The 22,203-nt window shown below is 55.2% G+C and carries 16 protein-coding genes and 1 pseudogene; 4 read left to right on the top strand and 13 right to left on the bottom strand.

Going from position 1 to position 22,203, the window contains the following annotated elements; all coding sequences use genetic code 11:
• Positions 1-79: 79 nt before the first annotated feature.
• The 3 genes from ABIE64_RS19495 to ABIE64_RS19485 all read right to left on the bottom strand — a co-directional run bounded on the left by ABIE64_RS19495 (position 80) and on the right by ABIE64_RS19485 (position 8,691).
• Positions 80-1,663 carry a TolC family protein gene (locus ABIE64_RS19495; protein WP_354378307.1) on the bottom strand — a complete coding sequence of 528 codons (1,584 nt, stop codon included), beginning with the start codon at positions 1,661-1,663 and terminating at the stop codon, positions 80-82.
• 228 nt (positions 1,664-1,891) lie between these two features.
• Positions 1,892-7,633 (bottom strand): DUF4347 domain-containing protein, encoded by a 5,742-nt coding sequence (locus tag ABIE64_RS19490; RefSeq protein ID WP_354378306.1) that lies wholly within the window; start codon positions 7,631-7,633, stop codon positions 1,892-1,894.
• A 173-nt stretch (positions 7,634-7,806) separates the two neighbouring features.
• Positions 7,807-8,691 (bottom strand): sulfotransferase family protein, encoded by an 885-nt coding sequence (locus ABIE64_RS19485; protein WP_354378305.1) that lies wholly within the window; start codon positions 8,689-8,691, stop codon positions 7,807-7,809.
• Positions 8,692-8,968: 277 nt separating this feature from the next.
• Here ABIE64_RS19485 and ABIE64_RS19480 point away from each other — a divergent pair, with 277 nt between their 5' ends.
• The 3 genes from ABIE64_RS19480 to ABIE64_RS19470 are packed head-to-tail and all read left to right on the top strand — an operon-like array spanning position 8,969 to position 11,156.
• Complete coding sequence (locus tag ABIE64_RS19480; RefSeq protein ID WP_354378304.1) at positions 8,969-9,649, top strand: phage tail protein; 681 nt, start codon at positions 8,969-8,971, stop codon at positions 9,647-9,649.
• Between the two features lie 53 nt (positions 9,650-9,702).
• Complete coding sequence (locus ABIE64_RS19475) at positions 9,703-10,380, top strand: phage tail protein (protein WP_354378303.1); 678 nt, start codon at positions 9,703-9,705, stop codon at positions 10,378-10,380.
• A 59-nt stretch (positions 10,381-10,439) separates the two neighbouring features.
• Positions 10,440-11,156, top strand: a complete 717-nt coding sequence (locus tag ABIE64_RS19470) for a phage tail protein (RefSeq protein ID WP_354378302.1) — start codon at positions 10,440-10,442, stop codon at positions 11,154-11,156.
• A gap of 1,189 nt (positions 11,157-12,345) precedes the next feature.
• On the opposite strand, the gene ABIE64_RS19465 is transcribed toward ABIE64_RS19470, so the two are convergent.
• The 9 genes from ABIE64_RS19465 to ABIE64_RS19425 form a co-directional block, all read right to left on the bottom strand.
• On the bottom strand, positions 12,346-12,834 hold the full coding sequence (locus ABIE64_RS19465) for a GAF domain-containing protein (RefSeq protein WP_063093978.1): 489 nt from the start codon (positions 12,832-12,834) through the stop codon (positions 12,346-12,348).
• The gene (locus tag ABIE64_RS19460; RefSeq protein WP_354378301.1) at positions 12,827-14,137 is read right to left on the bottom strand and encodes a TRAP transporter large permease; all 1,311 of its coding nucleotides are present in this window, start codon (positions 14,135-14,137) and stop codon (positions 12,827-12,829) included. The genes ABIE64_RS19465 and ABIE64_RS19460 overlap by 8 nt, the downstream gene beginning before the upstream one ends.
• 52 nt (positions 14,138-14,189) lie before the next feature.
• Positions 14,190-14,702, bottom strand: coding sequence for a TRAP transporter small permease subunit (locus ABIE64_RS19455; RefSeq protein WP_051682364.1), 513 nt, complete (start codon positions 14,700-14,702; stop codon positions 14,190-14,192).
• Between the two features lie 70 nt (positions 14,703-14,772).
• Positions 14,773-15,762 (bottom strand): TRAP transporter substrate-binding protein, encoded by a 990-nt coding sequence (locus ABIE64_RS19450; protein WP_037991770.1) that lies wholly within the window; start codon positions 15,760-15,762, stop codon positions 14,773-14,775.
• Between the two features lie 43 nt (positions 15,763-15,805).
• Positions 15,806-17,041 carry a metal-dependent hydrolase family protein gene (locus tag ABIE64_RS19445; RefSeq protein WP_037991771.1) on the bottom strand — a complete coding sequence of 412 codons (1,236 nt, stop codon included), beginning with the start codon at positions 17,039-17,041 and terminating at the stop codon, positions 15,806-15,808.
• Entirely contained in the window at positions 17,038-17,691 is a 654-nt protein-coding gene (locus tag ABIE64_RS19440) for a TetR/AcrR family transcriptional regulator (protein WP_063093974.1), read from the bottom strand. The genes ABIE64_RS19445 and ABIE64_RS19440 overlap by 4 nt, the downstream gene beginning before the upstream one ends.
• 143 nt (positions 17,692-17,834) lie before the next feature.
• A complete protein-coding gene (locus tag ABIE64_RS19435) occupies positions 17,835-19,145 on the bottom strand; it encodes a TRAP transporter large permease (protein WP_037991773.1) in 1,311 nt (436 codons plus the stop codon).
• Positions 19,146-19,155: 10 nt separating this feature from the next.
• Positions 19,156-19,563, bottom strand: a complete 408-nt coding sequence (locus ABIE64_RS19430) for a TRAP transporter small permease (RefSeq protein ID WP_196871072.1) — start codon at positions 19,561-19,563, stop codon at positions 19,156-19,158.
• Between the two features lie 278 nt (positions 19,564-19,841).
• Complete coding sequence (locus tag ABIE64_RS19425; protein ID WP_063093972.1) at positions 19,842-20,978, bottom strand: C4-dicarboxylate TRAP transporter substrate-binding protein; 1,137 nt, start codon at positions 20,976-20,978, stop codon at positions 19,842-19,844.
• A gap of 208 nt (positions 20,979-21,186) precedes the next feature.
• Between ABIE64_RS19425 and ABIE64_RS19420 the strand changes: the two genes are divergently transcribed.
• A complete protein-coding gene (locus ABIE64_RS19420; RefSeq protein WP_051682366.1) occupies positions 21,187-21,864 on the top strand; it encodes a TetR/AcrR family transcriptional regulator in 678 nt (225 codons plus the stop codon).
• Between the two features lie 147 nt (positions 21,865-22,011).
• Here the strand turns inward: ABIE64_RS19420 and ABIE64_RS19415 are convergent.
• A pseudogene (locus ABIE64_RS19415) lies at positions 22,012-22,203 on the bottom strand (aldehyde dehydrogenase (NADP(+))); the annotation flags it as partial.

Below are 22,203 nucleotides of genomic sequence, written 5' to 3'. Positions count from 1 at the left end.
AACATGCTTGCGGCAGACTTGAATGTGCGGCCCGGGGACTGAGCCCGATATCCGCGCAACGACGTCAGGCTAAAAAGCATCACTGAACAGCAGCCTGCTTCATTTCATTTTCTGATGCCGGATCGCCATCGTCTTCGGCAACGGTGACCGGTGCATCGTAATCCCCCCGGTTCCAGCGCGACAGAACATCGCCGACCGTCTGGGCAAGCGTATCGACAGAATCATCAGGAATATCGTTCGGGAACGGATCTGCCCCGATCGAGGCAAACAGACGGCCATAGGATGCCTGCATGTCGGCATAGGCCATGTCGCGTTGCAGATTGCTCAGCAACGCCCGGACATCGGCCCGGATGGCCTGCCCCTCGCCGACCGCATTGGCCGACTGGCTGGCATTGACGGTTTCCGATATCTGGTCCTGCACCGATGCGATCCGGTCGGTCAGTTCATAATCGCGCTTGGCAAAGGCAAACCGCAGTTGCGCGATATTGACCTGACTGATCACCGCCATGCTCAGCGCAAGACGCCGCACTTCCGAAAGTTCGATCTGGCTGTCGGCAAGGCGCATGTTTGCCGGTGCCTTGAACAGCTGCATCAGGTTCCACGAAAGATCAAGCGACCCCTCATACCAGTCGGAATTGACCTTGTAGCTGTCCGTGGTGTGATTGATCCCGGCGCTGAAATTAAGCCCCGGCACCATCTGCAGGATGGCGATCTTTGCGTCCTGCTGATTGATCCGCAACTGATAGGCTTCCGAACGCAGTTCCGAACGGTTTTTCAACGCCTCCAGCTCAAGTTCCTCGGCACTCATCGAAAGAACCGGCATTGAACCGGTTTCCGGTTCAACCGCGGCCGCAACCGTGAAGTCGCTATCGGGGTGAATGTTCATCAGAACGGCAAGTTCGGTGCGGGCTTCCACCAGTTGACGCTGACGGGTTTCAAGTTCGCGCAGGGTCAACAGAAGATCTTCCTGATAGGTCAGCGCATCAAGCGGCGCACCAACCCGTTCACGCACCTGCGTTTCCGAACGCGAAAGTGCCGTACGAACCTTTTCCAGGACCGGTTTGAATTGCACCAGCGCCCGTTCGGCTGCGGCTGCGCGCCAATAGGCACTGCGCGTATCATTGATCACGTTATGGATCACCTGGCGACGGCGTTCCTTGACGATAAGCGCCATGTCCGCCTGCTGATGGGCCCGCATATAGCCAATGGCAAAATCCAGCACATTCCAGCTTACCGTCAGGTCGCTATCGCGGATTTTCTTGTCCGAACTGGTGGATGTCGAGGTTTTGCTCTCGTTATAGGTCGAGTCTGACCGGCTGCGCTGTGTCCAGCCGGAACTGGCAACCACGTCGGGCAGAAGATTGACATTGGCAACGTCAAGCTGCCCCATCGCAACGGCTTCTTCCATCAGCTTGAGCCGGTGATCAAGGTTGTATTTAAGCGCACGCGCTATCGCTTCCTCAAGCGTCAGCGGCCCGGTGATCTTTTCCTGCTTTTCAAACAGGCGCTTCAGATCATTTTCAACCCGCGCATTATTTTCCGAAACCGTCAACGGTTCCGGCGCAACCGCACAGGCCGATAATACTGCCGCCGCAGTCAGCGCGACCGCCACATTCCGCCATTTTCGGAAAGTTCCGGGAAACTTCAAAGCACGATAAACCAAGACGGTATTCCCCCAAGTAAATTCAAACTCCCGCATCTCTGCCCGACAGATACGCGGCTATCCGATGCGTCATCCGGGTCTGTTGCGATTCTGTCCAAAACCGCAACATCCCTCTTTCCATCTCCATCCCGCCCGGGCTCTTCGAAACCGGTCGGGACATTCCCTCATTCCGGCGGTCAGACAGGGTCGACCGCCGGAAAATCATTACTCAAGTCATCAAGCAAATCATCACGCCGGAATACGATACGTGCCCAGAACCTGGTCAAGCAGCATCGTTTCCATTTCGGCAGCATCGCCAAAGGCTGCCAGTTGCGCGCTGAAATCGTCAAGTGCAGCGGCAAGCTCTGCCTCACCGTTACCATCGATCATGGCCTGATCACCGCCACCCTCGCCAGTCGGGGTTTCACCGTCGCCACCTTCGCCACCTTCGCCCCCCGGAGCCTCGCCCCCGGTTGAGGGCGCGCCCAGAATACCGTCATTGCCAACAGGTGTTCCGGTTCCCGCTTCGCCACCGACACCGCCGCCAAATCCGCCGCCGAAGCCGCCGCTGCCCAAACCACCACCAAGGCCACCACCTAGTCCGCCGCCACCAAGGCCACCGCCAGAGCCACCGCCCAAGCCGCCGCTGCCAAATCCGCCACCGGTCAAAGCAGCACCACCGCCGTTACCTCCCAGTCCGGTGGTAACACCCAGCCCGCTTCCGGCCTGATTGACGCTAAGCCCTGCCGAAACCGGCGTGCCGGTATTGTCGATCGGGCTGGTACTGCCCAACTGGCCCGTCACGGTGGTCCGGATCGGGCCGCCGGAGTTGAACTGCCCGCCAGAACCACTGGCATTCGATCCGCCGCTAAGCGCATTGCTGACCGGCGTTCCCGCATCTCCACCCGATCCCGGCGTTTGCAGGATCGGCGGGATCGTCACGACCGGTGCCGGTGGCGGCGCAGGCGGCGGAGGAGGCGGTGGCGGCGTTTCGGCCACCGGCTCTGTCACCCTTACCGTCACCGTGCTGGCCGTGCTGGTGTTTCCGCTGATATCGGTCAACGTCACACTTATTGTCCGGTTCCCAGCAGTCGGATTGCCCGAACTGTTCTCATAGGAAAGGGCGCGCACCAGTTCCTGGATATTTGTCAGATCTGCCGCGCCATTAAAGTTGATCCGCAGAGTATTGCCCGCGGCAATATTGTTTGCCAGTGTGCCGATCGTCGTTCCGTTGACACGCACGTTCGATCCGGCCGTCGTACCGTCAAGCGTAACAGTACCTGCGGTATCAATCTTGAGAATATCCTGCGAAGCAGTACCACCACCGGTGATGCTGACCGTAAGGTTACCGCCATTGTTAAAAGCACCGGCCGAGAAATCCGCATCCGATACGGTCGCATTCTGGCCGCCATCAAGCTTGACCGTCTGGCCGGTTGTATAGGCAATGCTGTCGCCTGAAAGGCCGCCGATGGCCGGGCGGGCGGAAACATTGACCGTGACCGTATCGGTGTCGGTATCCGTGCCGTCCGATGTCAGGACGGTAATCGTTTGCGAACCGGAAGCTGCCGCCGTAAACCGCAGATTGGCCAGCGTCGCATTGACATCGGCGACACTGCCGGAAATCTCGATGGAATTGGTGCCACCCCCGGTGATGCTCGCATTGCCGGTCGTGGTAAATGTTCCATGTCCACTGGGCACCGAAATTGTGGTGGTCACCGTCGCGCTATCGACATCCTCAACCGAAATGCCGGTGATCGCCTTTGCCTCGCCAACAACGGCGGTCTGTGCCCCCGGTACGGTATTGACCGGCGCATCATTGACGGCACCGACTGCAACCGTCGCCGCGATGGACGCACTTGCGGTGTCCGAACCACCATTGGTCGTACCGCCGCTATCGCTAATGCCGGTAAGGGTCACAACACGGCTCGATGTGCCGGGATTGTTACTGCTTGACGCATAGGTCATGCCATCGACCACGGTTTGCGCATCCGCCGCACTCAGGGTACCGCCGGTAATCGTGATGGTCGCAACACCGCCCGTAACCGAAACGTTATAGGTCAGTCCGTTGGTGGCAGTGGACCCGGTTCCATTGACAAGCGAGATCGCGGTACCGTCAAATGTGATGCTGTCGCTGGCTTCGGCATTGGTCACCGTAAAGGTCATGCCCGAAATCGTCTGACCGCTTTCACCCGTGCTGATCGTGACGCCAGAGAACAGATCAACCGCCGTCCCACCTTCGGTAAAGGTCGGAGTGCCACCAGTGGCCGAAACCGTCGGCGCATCATTCACACCCACCACATTGACCGTAACATCAGCCGGGGCGGAGGTAAAACCACCCGACGCATCGGTAACCGTCACCCGGACCGTCCGGGCCCCTGTCGTCGGATCATCCGTGCTGTTGTTGCTGTATTGAATGGCAGCCAGAAGGCTCGCAACCGCGGTCGGGGTGGCGGCGCTATTGAAACTGATCACCAGATCATTGCCGCCCTGACCATTGCTATCCACCGTGCCAATGGGCGTGCCATCGACACTGACCGTTGTTCCGACCAGCGTCACCCCGCCGATCTCACCAATTGCCAGAATGTCTTGCGCCGTATCGCCGCCATCGGTGATGCGAACGGTCAGATTGCCGCCATCAAAATTGGGATTGTCGCTATCGGCAACGGTCGCCGCCGTTCCGGCATCAATGGCAACCGCGCCGCCGCCTTCGGTATAGGTGACACTATCCCCATTCAGATTGCCGATCACCGGGGCAAAGACGATATCCACACTGCTGGTGGCAGCCGTGCTGTTGGTATCGCCATCATTGACAACAAAGCTGACCGTGCGCGTGCCCGTAACTGGCGATGCCTCACCATTGCTGAAGGTCACGGAACGCAGGGCCGCCTCCCACTGCGCAACTGTCGCCGTCTCGCCTGCCGATGTCAGGGTCAGAACACCGGTTCCGGCATTATAAGACCCGGTAATATTGCCAAATGCCGCATCGGAGGTAAAACCAAGTGTATCATCGGTGGCCAGACCGCCCGTAATCGACACGGTCGCCGAGGCAAGCGTGGTATCATCCACATCCGAGACCGTCAGACCGTTATTGATGACAATCCCGGTACCGCTTCCGGCCGAGAAATTGACGGTATTACCGCCATTGGCCAGTTCCGGTGCGTCATTCACCGCCGCCACCGTCACGGTGGCCGCAACATTCAGGGTCGTACTGTCAGTGCCACCATTTGCCGTGCCGCCACTATCGGTGATGCCGGTAAGGGTCACGACACGGTTCGATGTACCGGGATTATCACTGCTTGACGCATAGGTCATGCCATCGACCACGGTTTGCGCTTGCGCCGTACTCAGGGTGCCGCCGGTAATCGTGATGGTCGCAACACCCCCGGTGACCGAAACGTTATAGGTCAGTCCGTTGGTGGCAGTGGACCCGGTTCCGTTGACAAGCGAGATCGCCGTTCCATCAAATGTGATGCTGTCGCTGGCTTCGGCATTGGTCACCGTAAAGGTCATGCCAGAAATCGTCTGGCCGCTTTCAACCGTGCTGATCGCAACACCAGAGAACAGATCAACCGCCGTCCCGCCTTCGGTAAAGGTCGGGGTGCCACCGATGGCCGACGCCGTCGGCGCATCATTGACCGCCGCAACCGAAACGGTTTTGGTCGCGGTATTGGAATTGTCCGTCCCGTCATCCACCGTGATCGAAATCGTTCGGTTGGACGTGGAAGGATCGTCGGATGAATTGCCAAAGGTGATGGACCGGATCGCCGCCTGATAATTGGCCGCCGATGCCGAACCGCTCAGGGTCAAAACGCCGGTGCTAGCGTTGTAACTACCGGAAATCCCGTTCTGGTTGGTAAAGGCCAGAACATCCGACCCGTTCTGGAAATTGCCAGTAATAGCGATGGTGGCACCCGACATATTGGCGCTGTCCACATCCGACAGGGTAAAACTGCCATCAATGGCAACAGCCCCGGCACCCTCGGTAAAGGCGGTGGCCCCGCCCGATGCGGTTGCAACCGGCGCGTCATTCACCGCCGTTGCATCAAGCGTAATGGTGCCATCCGACGGGCCGGTATTTGCCGCATCACGAATACGGGTCGTGATCGTAACATCCTGATCCCAGTTCGCCGCGGGCGTAAACGCCACCGCCGCCAAGGCCGCATTAACATCCGCCACCGATCCGGTAACCGTCCAGACACCGGTACCCGCAGTATAACTGGAAGTCGCGGATCCGAATGTCCCTGTTGTCAGTGTACCCGCTGCAATATTGCCGACGGTCAGGGTTGCGGTAACCGTCTCGCCGCTGTCAACGTCGGTCACAACGATATCACCAAGCGCAACACTGCCGCCATCTTCGGTAAAGGGCACTGTCTGCGTCAGATTGGTCGCCGTCGGCGCATCATTCACCGCAGTAATGTCGATATTGCCATTACTGACGGTGGAATCGGTCGTACCATCATTGGCTTTGACGGTAAATGTTGCGGCATTGTCGCCCGCCGCGTTGGACGCGCCGGTATACTGAATATTGCTGGTGGTATCGAGCCATGTGTTGATATTGGCTGCCGTTCCCGTCAGTGTCAGCGTGCTGGTGCCCGATCCACCCACCGTGACACTGCCTGACGTGGTGGCGACAAATGTTCCGGCGGATGCCGCAACCGTCACCGTCAGACTGTCACCGTCAGTATCGGCAAAAGTAACGGCAGACAGATCGAAATTGCTGGCTGTGTCTTCGGTCACCGTCACGTCAGCCGGAACACCGGTGACGGTGGGGGCAGCATTTGAAGGCGCTGCGGTAACGTTATTGAATACAATATTATCCAAAAACGCAGCAAAACCAGTCGGGGCGCTCGACGTGATCTTGAGTGTGGTAATGCCGTCAAAACCACTGAAATTTACGTTTCCAAAGGCTTGGCCTGACAAGGTGTCACCCTGATCAGAAGTAAATGTAAATGTTGTACTATCATTAGCGGTGCCTGTATCCGCATCACCAATATAAAGCGAAGAAATATTAAACGTTTGACCACCCAGCAGACTGATCGTTATCTCTGATTCTAAAGCCAGCACATTATTATTACTGTCAACCGGCGTAATGATAGCCCCATAATAATTAGTCAAGCTCGTGTCTTTGCCGTCGATTACAATAGTGTACGAACCATTTACCTGACGAATATTACCATTACCGTCGTCTGACGTTCCATTCTCGAAATCAAACGTAACATCCGCCAGCACCCCGGCAAAATTGTTCATCGCCACCGATGAAAGCGGTGTGGTGGCTTCGATATCGCCAGTAATGATTTCAAGGTCCCAGTCACCGCCAAGGTCCGCCGCACCGGTCAGATCGTCGGATGCCGCAATATCCGCCCCCGTCAGGGTGGCAAGCGCATCAACAAAAGCCTGCCCCTCCCCGCCTTCGCCAACAAGGCAGCCATAAAGCAGGATATCCCCCTGCTCGCCCAGGGCGGCGGATATGACCGACAGCGCATCGGCATAGTCGGCAAGCGTATCTGTCGTCAGCGTATCCGTGCCGAGCTTGATCATCCCCGTATCGCCATGCGACAGGATATGGATGGCATCAATGCCGGTTTGCCCCTCAAGCGCCTGTGCAAGCTGCGCAATACCGCCTTTCGTGCCGTCAAGAAGGATGGTTTCCGTGCCCGGTGCCAGGTCGCTGATCAAATCCTGCCAACCGGCAACAGACGTATCGACCACCATGATGTCGCGGCGCGCGCCGGAATCCGCCCCGGTTGCAGCCGGAATATCGGTGCCGCCATATTCGCCCGCATCGTTGCCGCTCTCGGACGCGCCATCGTGGGATTGCTGTGCCTCGGCTTCGGCCTGTGCGTCACTGGCCGCATCCGCCGCCGTGGCGGCACCGGCCGCATCGAACATGAACCGGGGTTCAAGCGCCATCGGCGAAACAGAAGAAAAAGTCTCGGTTGACGGATTTTGTTTCGCCCGCCCTGTCGTGACGTTCCCTGTGGCGACATTCATGGCAGAGCCCCCCTGATACGCAGTCATGCCCAAATTCGGGCAGTATTAAGCCCGCAACATAGTATACCAAGATATAGTATCATTACTCGACCAATTGCAAGTCATAGTTGCGCTACTTTATTTGCAACCTCTATCGAAAGACGCCGATTCCATAAAGTTCTAATTACCGGATGTCAGAAATTGCCAGAATTGGACAATTTCCGTGCCAGATCCGCCGGGTTCACCCCGGCCTTTGTCGGGACAATCACGCTGGCGGCACTACCGCTGGTATCTTTCCAGAAATCCATATTTTCGAACTTGTGAAAAAGGTCCGGCGGCAGGATGGTTTTGCGCGCCCTGAACTCGACCTTGGGCCGGACACGATGCAGACCCTCAACACCCAGCGCCTCGTCAAACTCCGGCGCATCGTAATCAACATTGTCGAAATCGTGGTCATCATACCAGGGTTCGTCGATGAATTTGTATATCAGACGCAGGGTCTTTTCCGGCGACTTGGCCAGAATTTCATAATCAACCACCAGAAGATCCCCGGCCTGTTCGCCATAGAACGCCTCTTTAAGCGCCGTCCAAGGATACCCGACCAGCCGGTTGTGCCGTGCCAAGCTTTCCATGCGCGAATAGACCGTGGCACGCTCGCTGTCATTGCCAAAAAGACGGGTGTTTTCATAAGGGTTGCGACGAAACAGTCGTTCCAGACTATCAAGTATCCAGGGAACATCCCGCACGCAGGCAATGACTTTGCCCCCCGGAAACAGATCGGAAATCAGCGGCATTTTCGCAGACCACGACCGGTTGGTATCGAAAAAAACCTCTCGGTCACTGGTGATCCGGCAAAAGGTTTCGGCAACACTGCGCAGGATTTCGGGTCTCTGCTCCGGTGCCATCAAAAGCGAAACCTCATGGCCCGAGCTCATGATATCAAGATTGGCATTGATCAATGGTACCAACGCGCTTGACATCGCGGCATGAAACCGCGGGTTCTGCCGCAACAGGGCCGCCAGCAAGGTGGAACCGGATCGCGGAAGACCGGAAATAAAATGAAACTTTTCTGGTGTCATGAAGTCTCCCCCCCCAACAAGATCATTGAGGATCATTGTGAATCAGTGAATGGCTGAAATCATATACTTGCCCATAGCATGGCTTTACATGACCGGCACAGTCGTTTTCACAAAAAAAGCCTGCACCCGTCATCATTTAAAGTAAAAGGTCGGCTGCAATAAATAGTTGATGTGCAGCATGAAATCTGATCCTGTAATAGTGGATATCCTATACGAGTGCATAGATTTCGCAATGCCGGTGTGGGACCGGTATTTCGCTACATTTGGGGAGACGATCATGAAACCGAAAATCTCGGCCTGCCTTGCGGCCGGGCTGGCGATCATTGCCACAATGACGATACAACCCGACGAAGCCAAAGCCTGCAACGCAGAAGGCTATATCGGGAGCATATGCTGGACGGCCAACAATTTCTGTCCATACGGTTATCTCCGCGCAAACGGGGCAACCTATTCGGTCCATGAGTATCAGGCGCTTGCCGTCCTTTACCAGAACACCTATGGCGGGTCGTGGCAGCAAGGTACTTTTGCAGTCCCGAATCTGATGGGGCGCGAACCGGTGGGCACCGGCACGGGACCGGGGCTGACAACAAAAGAGGCCGGTTATCCTGTGAATGGGACTGAAGCCAGCCTCATTCCACCTCTGGCGCACAATCACGGCGTTGCCCTTTCCGCCGATTCCGGTATCAGCGTTGCGGTACAGACCCAGGGCGGAACCGAAAGAACGCCGGGCGGGAATGTACCTGCGGCACCGCTGGCACCAACGGCGCAAATGTATGCCAGCAGCACCAATGTCGCGATGGCCGATGGCAGTGTTTCGGCCAATATCGCCGGACAGGCCGTTGTCAGCGGAACAACGCCCTCATCACATCAGCCCCAGCCCATACCGGTACTTGGGCCGCAGCTTGTGATGACCGCCTGCGTGAATTATTACGGGAATTTCCCGGTCAATCCGAACTGAACCGGTTACGGTTTTGCAATCTCATATCAATGATCCTGCCCCGGGAGGGATAGATGTTCCGCTTGAACAAACGCGTCACAATTGCGGCCACGATGGCCACCATAGCGGCATTTTCGATGCCGGAAACCGCAAAGGCATCCTGCAGCAGCGAGCCCATGATAGGCGGCATATGCTGGATGGCGACGAATTTTTGCCCGGAGCAGTACTTGCCTGCCGACGGGCGTGTCTTGCCGATCCGCAGCTATCAGGCACTTTATTCACTGGTCCAGACGACCTATGGCGGCAACCAGACGACCGAGTTCCAGCTTCCTGATTTGCGGGGGCGCTCGGTAATAGCCGAAGGCTATTATTACAACGGTTCTGTTCAACGTGGTCAGAAACGCGGTGCATCAACCAGCACCATTAACGCCACCAATCTGATGTCGCATGATCACGTAATTGACCCGTCCACCTTTGTCCTTTCGGGGACGGTAAAAGCAAACAAGACCGCACCGGATGCCAACAGCCCGGCAGGGCGTTATCCGGCGCTGGTGACACCGTCTGCACTTGACGTCTATGGCAATGCCGGGCCTGTCGTCGATATGCAAAGCGGCATTGTTTCAGGCAGCCTGCAAGGCCAATCAGGCAATACGACAGAGGCAGGAAATGGTTCCCCGATAAATGTTACGGCTCCGCGACTTGGCCTCACGGCCTGTATCGCGGTTACGGGATACTATCCGCCACGGGACTAGGACCGTCTTTGCCCTGTATCGACAATCGGCATGACCGGTTGTCCGGAAAGGAAACAGAAATGAAAAATTTTGCAAGACTGGCATGCCGGACAGGCATTTTTGCGGCATTGACCACAATGACGACCTTGGGCTCGATACAATCATCTCGTGCGTCAGAATGCACACCGGACGGATATATCGGATCGGTATGCTGGACGGCTGTACGCTATTGCCCGGAAAATCATTTGCCCGCCGATGGACGGATATTACCGGTAAACGGAAACGAGCAACTGTATGCCCTGATCGGAACGACATTTGGTGGATCGGCGGTTCAATTCAATTTACCCGATCTGCGCGGCCGGACCATCGCAGGCACCGGCAACAGCCCGGATGCCAACGTCAATCCGGTGGCACTTGGTCAGATGCATGGCGCAGAAGCCGCAACCGTCACCGCCGCCAACCTGCCCCCTCATACCCATAGCTGGCAGTTTGGCACCGCACAGGTCACCGGAACCCTGCACGCCAAGGGGGCATTGGGAAGTACCGAAAACCCGGCTGGGGCAATGTTTGCGGAAAGAATAAATGGTGGTCCTCAGCCGTCAAGGACGCCGGTATATGCAACCTCGGCCAACGATACGTTGCATCCGGATTCAGTAACCCTGACCAGCAATCCGGCGACCAGCAGGACGAAGAATAATACCGGATATGATAACGTGAAAATCGCCTTGAGCCCGGCGCAACAACCCTTGCTGGCATGCATTGTGGTGCAGGGGATTTTTCCCGTAAATCCAAACTGAATGACGCGGATCTCCCGGATGACAAAGCTTATCCGGGAGCTTCCTAGGCCTCAGGTGAACAGGCCGATAACCAGCACAACCGGGTTATCGGCCCCTATCTGCCGGTACGCCAGCAGGTGGTTTTTACCTGACCTACTCACCGGACCGATAGTCTGGTTGGTCAACGCCCCCGGCACCCGGCACCCGGCACTCGACCTTCGGGCTCAGGCCTTTCCCCGCCAGAACCATGTCAGCGCAATCCGTGCCAACGACAGCCCACCACAGCCGATGACCGATGCGACGGCGGCGCTCTCCCCTCAAACCGGATTTCCAGCAACCGATGAAGCCCGGACGCACCTCGGGCGTCTGCCGACCTCCCCAGATGACGGCCTTCGGGTCCACGACCCGCTCCGGTCACTCCCGGCCACGGCGGCACTTCCGGCAACCGATGAAGCCCGGACGCACCTCGGGCGTCTGCCATCCTCGCCAGATGACGTCCTTCGGGTCCACGCCCCGCTCCGGTCACTCCCGGCCACGGCGGCATTTCCGGCAACCGATGAAGCCCGGACGCACCTCGGGCGTCTGCCGTCCTCGCCAGATGACGACCTTCGGGTCCACGCCCCGCTCCGGTCACTCCCGGCCACGGCGGCACTTCCGGCAACAGATGAAGCCCGGACGCACCTCGGGCGTCTGCCATCCTCGCCAGATGACGGCCTTCGGGTCCACGCCCCGCTCCGGTCACTCCCGGCCACGGCGACATTTCCGGCAACCGATGAAGCCCGGACGCACCTCGGGCGCAAGGCCCCCACCTGTCCACCAACGACGGGTCTTGGCCCGCTGCTGCCATTGCTGCCACTCCCGGCAGTTTCACCTTATCCCTTCCCCAAAAGACACACCTCTCCCGTCATGACAAATGATCGGGTTAGCCCCCTTAGTTCTCTTACTCCTCGGGCAAAATACCGCCGTAATGGCTCCGCCATCCGCCAGTCAATATCCTGCGGAATGCCCCGCCGCCCTGCCCGTGCCTATGTCCGCGTCTTTGCCGCTGCATCCTGATATCCTCTTTCATCCGGCCCCAAACGCAAAAACCCGCGAGGCACAAGGCCTCGCGGGTTTCGGTCCGGGTGCTTTTCTCCCGTTGACCTGTCTCTTATGCCACACACAAAAGAACAAATCAAGAACTTTTTTTTAAAAAAAGCACATACATATGTTAAATCGGGTTTCGCAGCAGCAAAAGCGGCACGACAAGCAACGCTGAACAGGCCGCAAGATCACCTAAATCGGATGTACTATATTTGCCTTCCTCATGCAGGACACTGATCGCCCCGATTGACTTGCCCATCGCAACCACCGGAACACTGAGGCAGGCAGAACAGCCCAGACTTTTAATCAGTTCATGATCTGGGAACGCCTCGCGCATGGCCGTTTCGTTTTTTCCAAACCATGGCGTCTGATCACGCAGAACGGTTTGCCCCCACTGTGTCGGTCCCATCTTCTTTTTTGCCGATGTCGGATATTTTTCCGGATTATTTGACCAGACGCGACGGCACATATCGTCGCCATTATCCCAGGCAAAGAACGTCATCAGACGGGGTTTAAACCGGCAATCATAAAGATCGGCTATCGCATCAAGTGATGCTTCGGGCTGGGCTTTCGCCGCATATGCCCCTGCCAGTCGAACAAGATCAATATCAGTCATAAAGAGTACTCGGCAACCAAAGGGCAATTTCAGGAAACCAGACAAGCAGGGCAATCGCGCCAAGCATCAGCAGGAAGAACGGGAACGCATATCTTGCCACCCGGCCAACAGACTGCCCTGTCAGGCTTTGCAGAATAAACAGATTGAAGCCAACGGGCGGTGTGATCTGGCCCAGTTCAACCGTCACAATCAGAAAAATGCCGAACCATACCGGATCAATCCCGGCCTGCATCGCCAGCGGCAATGTGATCGGCAAACTCATGACGATGATCGAAACACCATCAAGAAAAAGCCCGAGCACAAGATAGAACAGCGTCAGAACCACAATCAGCATCGAAGGGGACAACTGCCATTCACCGATAGTGCGCGCAATTTCACTTGGAATATGCAGATAGCCCATCGCGGTCGACAGAAAGGCTGCTGCAATCAGGATCGAACAGATCATTGCACTGCTGACCACGGCCCCAAGCAGGGTCCGCACCAACATCGCAACCGAAAACTGGCGCAGGCAGATGGTAATCACAATCGCACCGAACACACCAACAGCTGCGGCTTCCGACGGGGTCGCAATCCCGGAATAGATTGCTCCCAGTACAATCACCATCAGGGTGATAATCGGCAGCAGATCGATAATCGCCCCAATCAATTCCAAAGGCTTGAACCGTGCCTCTGCCTTTGGGGCAATGCCAGGTTTCAGCACGGCACGAAAGGCAATATAGCCAGAAAAGAGCGCAGCGATCATGATGCCTGGCAGAACACCGGCAGCAAACAGACGGCTGATCGAAACCTCGGCCAGGATGCCATAGACGATCATCACGATTGACGGAGGAATCAGCAATCCGAAGCTGCCAGCCCCGGCAAGCGAGCCCAGCGATAAAGATTGATCATAGCCACGACGCGAAAGTTCCGTTGTGGTGATTTTACCCACCGTGGCCGCCGTGGCAGCACTAGAGCCGCTAACTGCGGCAAACATGGTACAGCCCAGGACATTTGTATGAAGCAATCTTCCCGGCAACCAGTTCACAAATGGTGTCAGACCCCGAAATATCCGATCAGAAATATCGGTCCGGAAAATGATCTCCCCCATCCAGATGAACATCGGAATGGCGGCCAATTCCCAGGTCGAGGAGTATCGATAGACGATATTGGCAGCAATGGTACCGATGCGCGATATATCCATACCGGCAAGAAGGGCAAGTGACAAACCACTCACCGCCAGAAGCCCGACAAATATCCAGACCCCGAGCCCAAGGAACAAGAAAATCAGTGCAAGAACCAATCCCGCAGCAAGAAGTGCATCCATGATAAAACCCGTTTTTTTTAATTACAGTTTCAGCGCGCGAAACGACATGATTTCAAAGCGTTTCGGCATCTGATGCACGATCGGGGATTGCGATGAATTGTCTGATCAGAAGCGCGATCAACTGAAGAAACAGCAAACAGAGCCCGGCAAGAATGATCCCCTGAGGTATCCACATTGGCATTTCGGCAATACTGCTGCTGACGGTATTTCGGGCCCAGTCGCGCTCAACCCGGACCCACATGAAAGAAATCAGAAGCCAGGTCACACCAAGACCGACGACGCAGCTCAAAGCTTCAAGAAACTTGCGATGCCTGCCTGACACATGCCCAAGGAGCAATTCGACGCGAATGATGCTTCCCTCGCCCAACGCATAGGGCAACGCCAGAAAGGTTGCCGTTGCAACGCCATAACCAACCATTTCATCCATGATAAAGGTCGAACTGTCGAAAACCGTTCGCAGAACAATCTCAAAAAGAATGAACAATACCATTGCCACCAAGGTTATGGCGGCCAGGGCGGCCCCCAGCTTGGACAGGCTTTCGATGAATTTGACGACAGATTTCATGATACTATTCGCGTTGAGCGTACCGGGCACAGCATCACCATGCCCGATACCGGTTCAAAGATATCGCGCCCTACTGTGCAAGCAGCTCGTGATAGGTGTCCAACAGTGTCTGGGCATCGTCGCCCACGCGTTCTTTCCACTGCTCAACTTCCGGGGCGGCAGAAGATTTCAGCAGCGACAAAAGATCCGCCGAAACGCCGGTTGTAACGGTTACACCGTTTTCGGCAAGCTTGGCGTAGTTGGCCTTAACCCGGGAATCCAGAGCCTCCCAACCGAATGTTTCCGCCTTTTTTGCGGCATCAAGAACAGCTTTCTGACCTTCTTCACCAAGATCATCAAAGGCATCGCGGTTCATATGCGTGACCTGAAGCGGAAGCGCATAGTTTACTTCGGTAAAATCGGACAAATATTCCCAGAACTGCGACCCGGCACCGCCGTCAGCCGAGGTCAGAACAGCATCGATGCCATTGGTCGTCAGCTGCGGAACGATGTCGCCCCAGCTGAGCTGAACCGGTGACGCGCCCGCATTCTGGAGGGTCTTGGTACCAGGGGTGTCATAGGTCCGAATTTTCAGACCTTTAAGTGCGTCGGGTTTATCAATCGGCTTGTTGGCCCAAAAACCAGAAGCCGGCCAAGGTGCGGCATAGAGGAAAACCTGATTGTCCTCTTCGAGCGCCTTTTCATAAAAGGGCCGGGTTGCTTCATAAAGTTTGCGGGTATCTTCAATCGAGGTCGCAATGAATGGCAGCGACGAAACCAGGAAGATTGGATTGATCCCTGACCATGCGCCCGAGAAGGATGAAGCAAGCTGTACCGCACCATCCCCGACAGCGTCATAGTGATCGACCGATTTATAGCCCAATGCACCACCATGATGGACGGTGACACTTATGTCGCCATTGGTTTCTTCGCCAAGCGTTTTGGCAAAAAAATCTGCCGTCTGGGCGTGAATGGAGCTTACCGGATATTCGCTCGACATATCCAGGCTGGTTTCGGCATGAGCGCCGGTAACGCCGATCCCGAGCACGACCGCAAGGACCGGAAGGGTAACGTTCTTCATTGCACTTTCCTTTTTTTGAAATTCGGTGATCTTCGAACCGGACTTACAGGGAACCTGTATTTTTAAAAATGCGGCCACCCTTCATGATCAGTGGCATATGCACGCCCTGACGGGTCAGCAAGGACAGGTCGTCGAGCGGATTTCCGTCAACGACAATAATGTCGGCAAATGCGCCCGGCGCGATCACACCGATTTCCCCCTCCTTGCGCAACACCTTTGCTGCATCAATGGTAGCAGACCGGATGACATCCTTTGCAGGCAGGTAACGACCGCGCAGCAGGAATTCCTCGGACTGGTGGTCATGCATCTCGCCCAGAAGGTCTGAACCATACCCCATGACGACACCCGCCTTATGCAGATGGGTCAGGCATTCAAGACCAGCACCACGAACGTCTTCGATTTTGGCAACCGATTCCTCTGGCAAGCCAAACCGGGCACCTTCACGCGCCAGCAAGTCATAAGTGATATTTGTCGGGATCACGACGGCCCCCGCTTCGCGGATCAGCTTGGCCGTTTCGGGCTTCATCAGATTGGCATGTTCAATGGATTCAACACCGCACTCAAGCGCACGGCGAATGGCCTCGTCGGTATAGAGATGCCCCGAAACATAAAGCTGTGCATTCTTGGCTTCTTCAACCGCGGCCTTAAGCTCCTCGGTTGAGAAGGCCAAAATTGCAATCGGGTCGGTCGGAGAAGAAACACCACCATTTGCCATCACTTTAATGAAATCGGCCCCTCCCTTGATCTGTTCGCGCGCCGCACGGCGGACTTCATCAACGCCGTTCACGACCACGCCAAGCGAACCGATCTGATCTCTGTAATAGTCAACAGACCGCAGACTGTGGCGTCCGCGATAGTCGGTATGACCACCGGTCTGCGACAGGGCCTTGCCACAAATCACGAGACGCGGCGCAGGCAGACCATCCTGCTCAACCGCTTCGACCAAACCGTAATCAGCCCCCCCCAGATCGCGCACGGTCGTAAAACCGCGCATCAACATGCGTTCCATGATCTTTGCCGAACGCAGCGCGACCAAAGAGTTCGGAAGGTCCGCGTTTTTGCCAAGATTTGTGGTGGTTGCGATGACATGCACATGGCAGTCGATCAAGCCTGGCATCACAGTCTTGCCACGCACATCCATAACTTCTGCATCCGGCGATGTGGCATCGGCCGATACTTCACAAATGCGATCATTTTCAATCAGGATGTTGAGCGGCTCCGTCGGTTCGGCAATCGAGCCATCAACAATACGGGCATTTTTAATCAGTTTTAAGGTCATGATCTTTCTTCTCTGGTGGAGCAAGCGGAGATATCGATACCCAATCCGTTGGCAAACATCTGACGAAGCAGCTGGCGCCAGAAGGACAGGAGTTCATCGAAATATTCGGTATCTTTGCGGACAATGGTCTGTGCCACCATGCCGCGAAACAGGCACATTGTTGCGTTCAGGACGACTTCTGCCTGTCTTGGATCAGCATGGTATCGGCGCGAAATAATGGCCCAAATTTCGTTGAGAGAGCTATGAAAGCCTTGAACAACCGGTATGAGGCGCGTTTTGAAAAGCGCGTTGTGGCGCATTTCCGGTAGCCATTCCAAAGTTACATAAAACAGGCCGTCTGCCATCAAACGCCACAGATAATCAATAATCTCATCAACAGAAATATCCTTGTCTGCGTTCTGTTCAACATATCGGCGCGTGGTTTCGATGGCTTCCTTGAGCTGATATTCGACCGCCGCAACAACAACGTCTTCCTTCGTGGCATAGTGATGGGTCAAAGCGCCACGCGAGACATCGGCCTCTTTTGCAATTGCCGGGGTCGTCAATCGCGAATAGCCCTGCCACTGCAAAAGCCGAACCGTCGCCTCCATAATGCGTCGACGGGTTTCTGCACTTTTTTCAACTTGTGTGCGGACTGTCCGACCGGTCATCTCGCCATCCTGTTTCAGTATTGATCCTCAGGCCGTTGATGATAACAGATACATATAAAAACAGTATAGACTGTTTGTTTTATATTATGTGCACATTCCTGATGGAAGCCGTCCCAATCTCTAAAATATTTCCATCTCCCAGTTCATCGATACGCCAAAGTCGGCAACCAGAGAGACAAAATCGGGAACAACATCAGGATCAAAAGGGTAAGGAAATCCATGGCGATAAACCATCCGACACCCCGGAATACCTCGGGCAACGTTACAAGGTTCCCCAAAGCACCTTTGATCATATAAACGTTCAAGCCAACTGGCGGAGTTACCAACCCGATCTCCAGAAGCTTGATCAGGATGATCCCAAACCAAATCGGGTCCAGTCCGGCACTGCTTACCAGCGGTAAAATCAACGGCAGGGTCAGCAGCAGAAGCCCAATAGAGTCAATCAGCATCCCAAGCACGACATAGATGACTGTCACGGCAAGGAATATCCACCACGGTTCAGAACTGACACTGAGGATCGAGTCCGAGAAAGCGGCCGGAAGTCCACTTAATGCAAGAAAGCGCGTAAAGAACACAGACCCGATAAGAATGACAAAAATGCCCGTTGCGGCAACAATGGTATCGCGTAGGGAATTCTTGATCGCGTGCCACGTCAATGTTCCGCGAACGGCCGCAATGACAGCCGCGACCGACGCCCCGATTGCACCGGCCTCGGTCGGCGAAAATACGCCGGAAAATATTCCCCCAAGCACCGAGAAAATAAGAACAGGCAGCGGCCAAATCGTTTTCAGGGCAGCGCGTTTTTCTTCTTTCGTCGGGTTTATGACAACACTACCGGCAAGAGATGGCTTGAGCTTCACCCGCGCCATGATCATGCCCATGTAGACAAGGGCCGAAAGCACCCCCGGAATGAACCCGGCCATGAACAGCTGACCGACGGAAACCTTTGCATAAACGCCATAAAGGATCAAAAGGACACTTGGCGGGATAAGAGACCCCAGCGTTCCGGATGCTGCAATCGTACCGGTTGCAAGCCCCTTGTCATAATTGTTCCGAAGCATTTCCGGTACTGCGATGCGTGACATCGCAGATGCCGTCGCAACACTTGACCCCGCGGCCGCCGCAAAGAAGGCACATGCCCCGACACTTGCAATCGCAAGCCCACCGGGCAACTTTGCCAGATACAGCCGCAGCGCTTCAAACAACCCTTTGGTCATGTTGGTTGAGGAGCAAATAAACCCCATAAGCAGAAACATCGGCGCCGCCGTCAGTTCCCACTGACCGACATATTCGAACGGCGTTGCAGAAATCATACCCAAGGCGACGTTCACATTAAACATCGCCGCGATACCGCCGATCGAGACAAGACCAAGACTGATCCCGATTGGCACACGCAAAGCAATCATCGCGAGCGCAATAAGGGTCCCAATGATACCGATATCAAGATTACTCATTACTTCCCTCTTACAACGCGCGCCAGCGAGTTAAGGACTTCATCAGATTGCACAGCACCGCCAAAACACATCCGACAAAACCGATTGGCAGCGCCCATCGGCTCGGCCAGACGTAAAAGAGAAAGTTGGACATGATGGTTTCCGAGGACTTGGTCGCGCGAATGGCATCAAGCGTGCTCTGCCAGGCAAGAAGTCCAAAAAATGCAAGCCCCGCCAAACAAGCCAGAACATAAAGAAAGACCTGCGCAGACCTTGGCATTTGCTGAACAAACAGGTCGACACGGATGTGCTGGTTTTGAAGCTCGACATATCCGAACGCAAGAAAGATCGCGCAGACCATGTAATAGTAGGATACGACTTCGAGTGTTCCGGTTATGCCGTAATCCGAAATTGTCCGAAGCAAAACGTCGGCGGTCACATGAATCATCATGAGAACGACAAACACTGCAGACACCACAAGAAATGTGGTGTTAAGCCAAGATACAGCCCGGTAAAGAAAGTTGGACTGAACTGCGCCAGAACCTGAAATATCTTGATCAGGATTAAAGGACATGAATACCGCTCCGCTTCGTGCCGGAATTACATTTCAGGCTTGGCCGACGCTCCGGGAGACAAGGGACACACTGTCGTAGTGCCAGGTGCAAAGAGCGTCGGCCAAAGGCAAATGCCGCATCCTGATGGATCGGGCAAATGGGCCTATTTTATGCCGTAGGAAGCTGGATCGAGATCGCCATAGATTTCCTTGGCAGCGATCGCCGCGAGGGCATCGACATTACTGCGATCTGCATGTTCCAGCAGTCCCTCCCATTTTGCATAGGTGAACCGGAAATCGTCGATCAGATCCGCGCCGTCAGCGACACCATATTTTTGTTCGGCAATCGTATAAATCTCGCCCAACACTTTCTCGCGGAATTCTTCGACCGACGCCATCAGCTCTGGGGACGGCTGACTGACTTCATTGCCCTTCGCTTTTGCCTCTTCAAGTGCCGCTTCCGAGCGCGCAATGTAATTCACGGCCATGTTTGCCATGCTATAAGCCGTTGCATCCATAAGCTGCTTGCGTTGTGCTGAGGTCAGATCTGCCCAGAAACCGGCGTTAAAGCCCCATTCTGGACCAGTCCAATACATCCCGGTCGGCAGTTCGGTGGTATAAGGTGCAACTTCCCACAGAGAGCGGTCAATCAGGTCATTGGCGGCATTACTTGCGCAATCAAGTGTCCCCCGTTCAAGGCCGGTATACATTTCACTTGATGGAACGTTTACGGGAATCCCCCCAACTTCCTCGACCCATTTTGAGACACTCGATCCGGCAGTGCGGATACGCTTGCCCTTTATGTCTTCAAGGGTGCGAACCGGCTTGCTGCAAAAAAGGATATAAGGGGGCGTTGCATAGGCACCAAGATAAACAATGCCATTATCAGCCCATTCCTTAAGCTGAACTGCGTTGTGCATGCTGAAATCTGCAGCGGCAAAGATCGCTGTCAACGGATCAGAATAGTTAAAACCAAGTTCCTGAATGGCATTTGCCACAGGCAGCTCTGAAGGCGTATAGACCGCCGCGATGTTCGCGACATTGGCAATATTATCGCGCGCCCCCTGAAGGCTTGCGCGCGGCGCCAAAAGAACAGATCCGGTATAAACTTCAGGTGACAGATCGCCGCCCGAAATCTCGCGAACCTTTTCCGCCCATTCGACATAGCCGAATTTGCTGAGTGGATGTTCTGCATCATAAAACGAGTTGGCAATGAAGCTGGTTTCCGCATGTGCGGTGAAAGCGCCACCTGCTGCAAAAACAGCGGCAATTGCCGGAAGGATCAATTTTTTACCAAGCATCTAGGTCTCCATGTTCAGATCGTGACGGCCACTCTGGTCTGACGTGTCTTGCTACCGATTGCCGGATTAAGTCCGTTCGGCTTTGTTCTTGATAAAAACATACAGACTAGTCTGCTTGTAAATGTCAATATTTATAAATGGACTTGTGGGATCAAACCCGGTTGAAATAAGTTATGACGCAACAACGAAAGCAGGAGCGTTACGCCTTATGGCATTGAAAAATCAGGCATCAGAGCTCTCTGACGCGACAGAAAAAAAAAGTTCGCCCCGAAAACGTCGCACACAGGCAGAACGATCAAGTGATACGCGAAAACGCGTATGCCAAGCGACCCTCCAGGCTCTCATCGAGATCGGGTACGAGCGAATCTCGACTCAGGAAATTGCCACTCGGGCAAAGGTATCTCGCGGGGCGCTAACCCATCAGTTCCCCACCCGCAACGAGCTGATTGTTGCGGCCTTTGATTATCTGATGCGTTCATGGGAAAACGACTGGCCTTTTGATGACGCCCAAAACCGCCCGAGCATGAAAACCGACGAACTTATCGACGTTCTGTGGGAAAAACTGTTCGAACCCGACAAATACATGGCGGCACTCGAACTGATGCTGGCAGCTCGCCTTGACGATGATTTAGGCCGCGACCTGCGCAACACCATGGCGCGATGGACCACCAAGCGCGACAATATCATTGCTGAAATACTCGGCGTTTCTCAGGATTGCGAACGCACGCGCACCTTCATCCAGATCAATCTCTGCATGCTACGTGGGCTTGCGGTTCATAAAAGCTTCGACAATGAGCCGGATGTTGCCAAAAGAATGCTAAATCAATGGAAGGAAATCCTGCGTCATCTCGCAGAATCCGGAAAATTCCCAAATGATGCCTCCTGATGCCCCTCCCTGATGCAAAGTCACGACACTGACAATCCCAAGAAAAATCAAGTGTAAGACCAAGCGCGGAAAAAAGGTCACCCGAACCATGAAAGCCGATTTCTGCGAAAACAAAAACCATTTCACGGCCCGGGATGAAAGCTCAGATCATGCGATATCCACCGGCAGGACATCGGCGGGGATGTTCTGATAGCAGACCGGACGCAGGAAGCGACGGATCGACATGGTACCAACCGACGTCGCCCCGAAATTGGTCGATGCCGGGTATGGCCCGCCATGCACCATGGTGTCGCAAACCTCAACCCCGGTCGGGAAACCATTGGCCAGAATACGCCCCGC

Source organism: Thalassospira sp. MBR-102, from assembly GCF_040549275.1.
In the GTDB taxonomy this organism is placed as follows: domain Bacteria; phylum Pseudomonadota; class Alphaproteobacteria; order Rhodospirillales; family Thalassospiraceae; genus Thalassospira; species Thalassospira xiamenensis.
Note: the sequence above shows the minus strand (reverse complement) of the source record. Positions and strands in the feature narration are given on the sequence as shown.

Coding starts and splice junctions, on each gene's coding strand:
- ABIE64_RS19450 (WP_037991770.1), bottom strand. CDS start 15,762: ATGAAGAACGTTACCCTTCCGGTCCTTGCGGTCGTGCTCGGGATCGGC.
- ABIE64_RS19425 (WP_063093972.1), bottom strand. CDS start 20,978: ATGCTTGGTAAAAAATTGATCCTTCCGGCAATTGCCGCTGTTTTTGCA.
- ABIE64_RS19460 (WP_354378301.1), bottom strand. CDS start 14,137: ATGGATGCACTTCTTGCTGCGGGATTGGTTCTTGCACTGATTTTCTTG.
- ABIE64_RS19455 (WP_051682364.1), bottom strand. CDS start 14,702: ATGAAATCTGTCGTCAAATTCATCGAAAGCCTGTCCAAGCTGGGGGCC.
- ABIE64_RS19435 (WP_037991773.1), bottom strand. CDS start 19,145: ATGAGTAATCTTGATATCGGTATCATTGGGACCCTTATTGCGCTCGCG.
- ABIE64_RS19420 (WP_051682366.1), top strand. CDS start 21,187: ATGGCATTGAAAAATCAGGCATCAGAGCTCTCTGACGCGACAGAAAAA.
- ABIE64_RS19440 (WP_063093974.1), bottom strand. CDS start 17,691: ATGACCGGTCGGACAGTCCGCACACAAGTTGAAAAAAGTGCAGAAACC.
- ABIE64_RS19445 (WP_037991771.1), bottom strand. CDS start 17,041: ATGACCTTAAAACTGATTAAAAATGCCCGTATTGTTGATGGCTCGATT.
- ABIE64_RS19485 (WP_354378305.1), bottom strand. CDS start 8,691: ATGACACCAGAAAAGTTTCATTTTATTTCCGGTCTTCCGCGATCCGGT.
- ABIE64_RS19470 (WP_354378302.1), top strand. CDS start 10,440: ATGAAAAATTTTGCAAGACTGGCATGCCGGACAGGCATTTTTGCGGCA.
- ABIE64_RS19490 (WP_354378306.1), bottom strand. CDS start 7,633: ATGAATGTCGCCACAGGGAACGTCACGACAGGGCGGGCGAAACAAAAT.
- ABIE64_RS19465 (WP_063093978.1), bottom strand. CDS start 12,834: ATGACTGATATTGATCTTGTTCGACTGGCAGGGGCATATGCGGCGAAA.
- ABIE64_RS19480 (WP_354378304.1), top strand. CDS start 8,969: ATGAAACCGAAAATCTCGGCCTGCCTTGCGGCCGGGCTGGCGATCATT.
- ABIE64_RS19475 (WP_354378303.1), top strand. CDS start 9,703: ATGTTCCGCTTGAACAAACGCGTCACAATTGCGGCCACGATGGCCACC.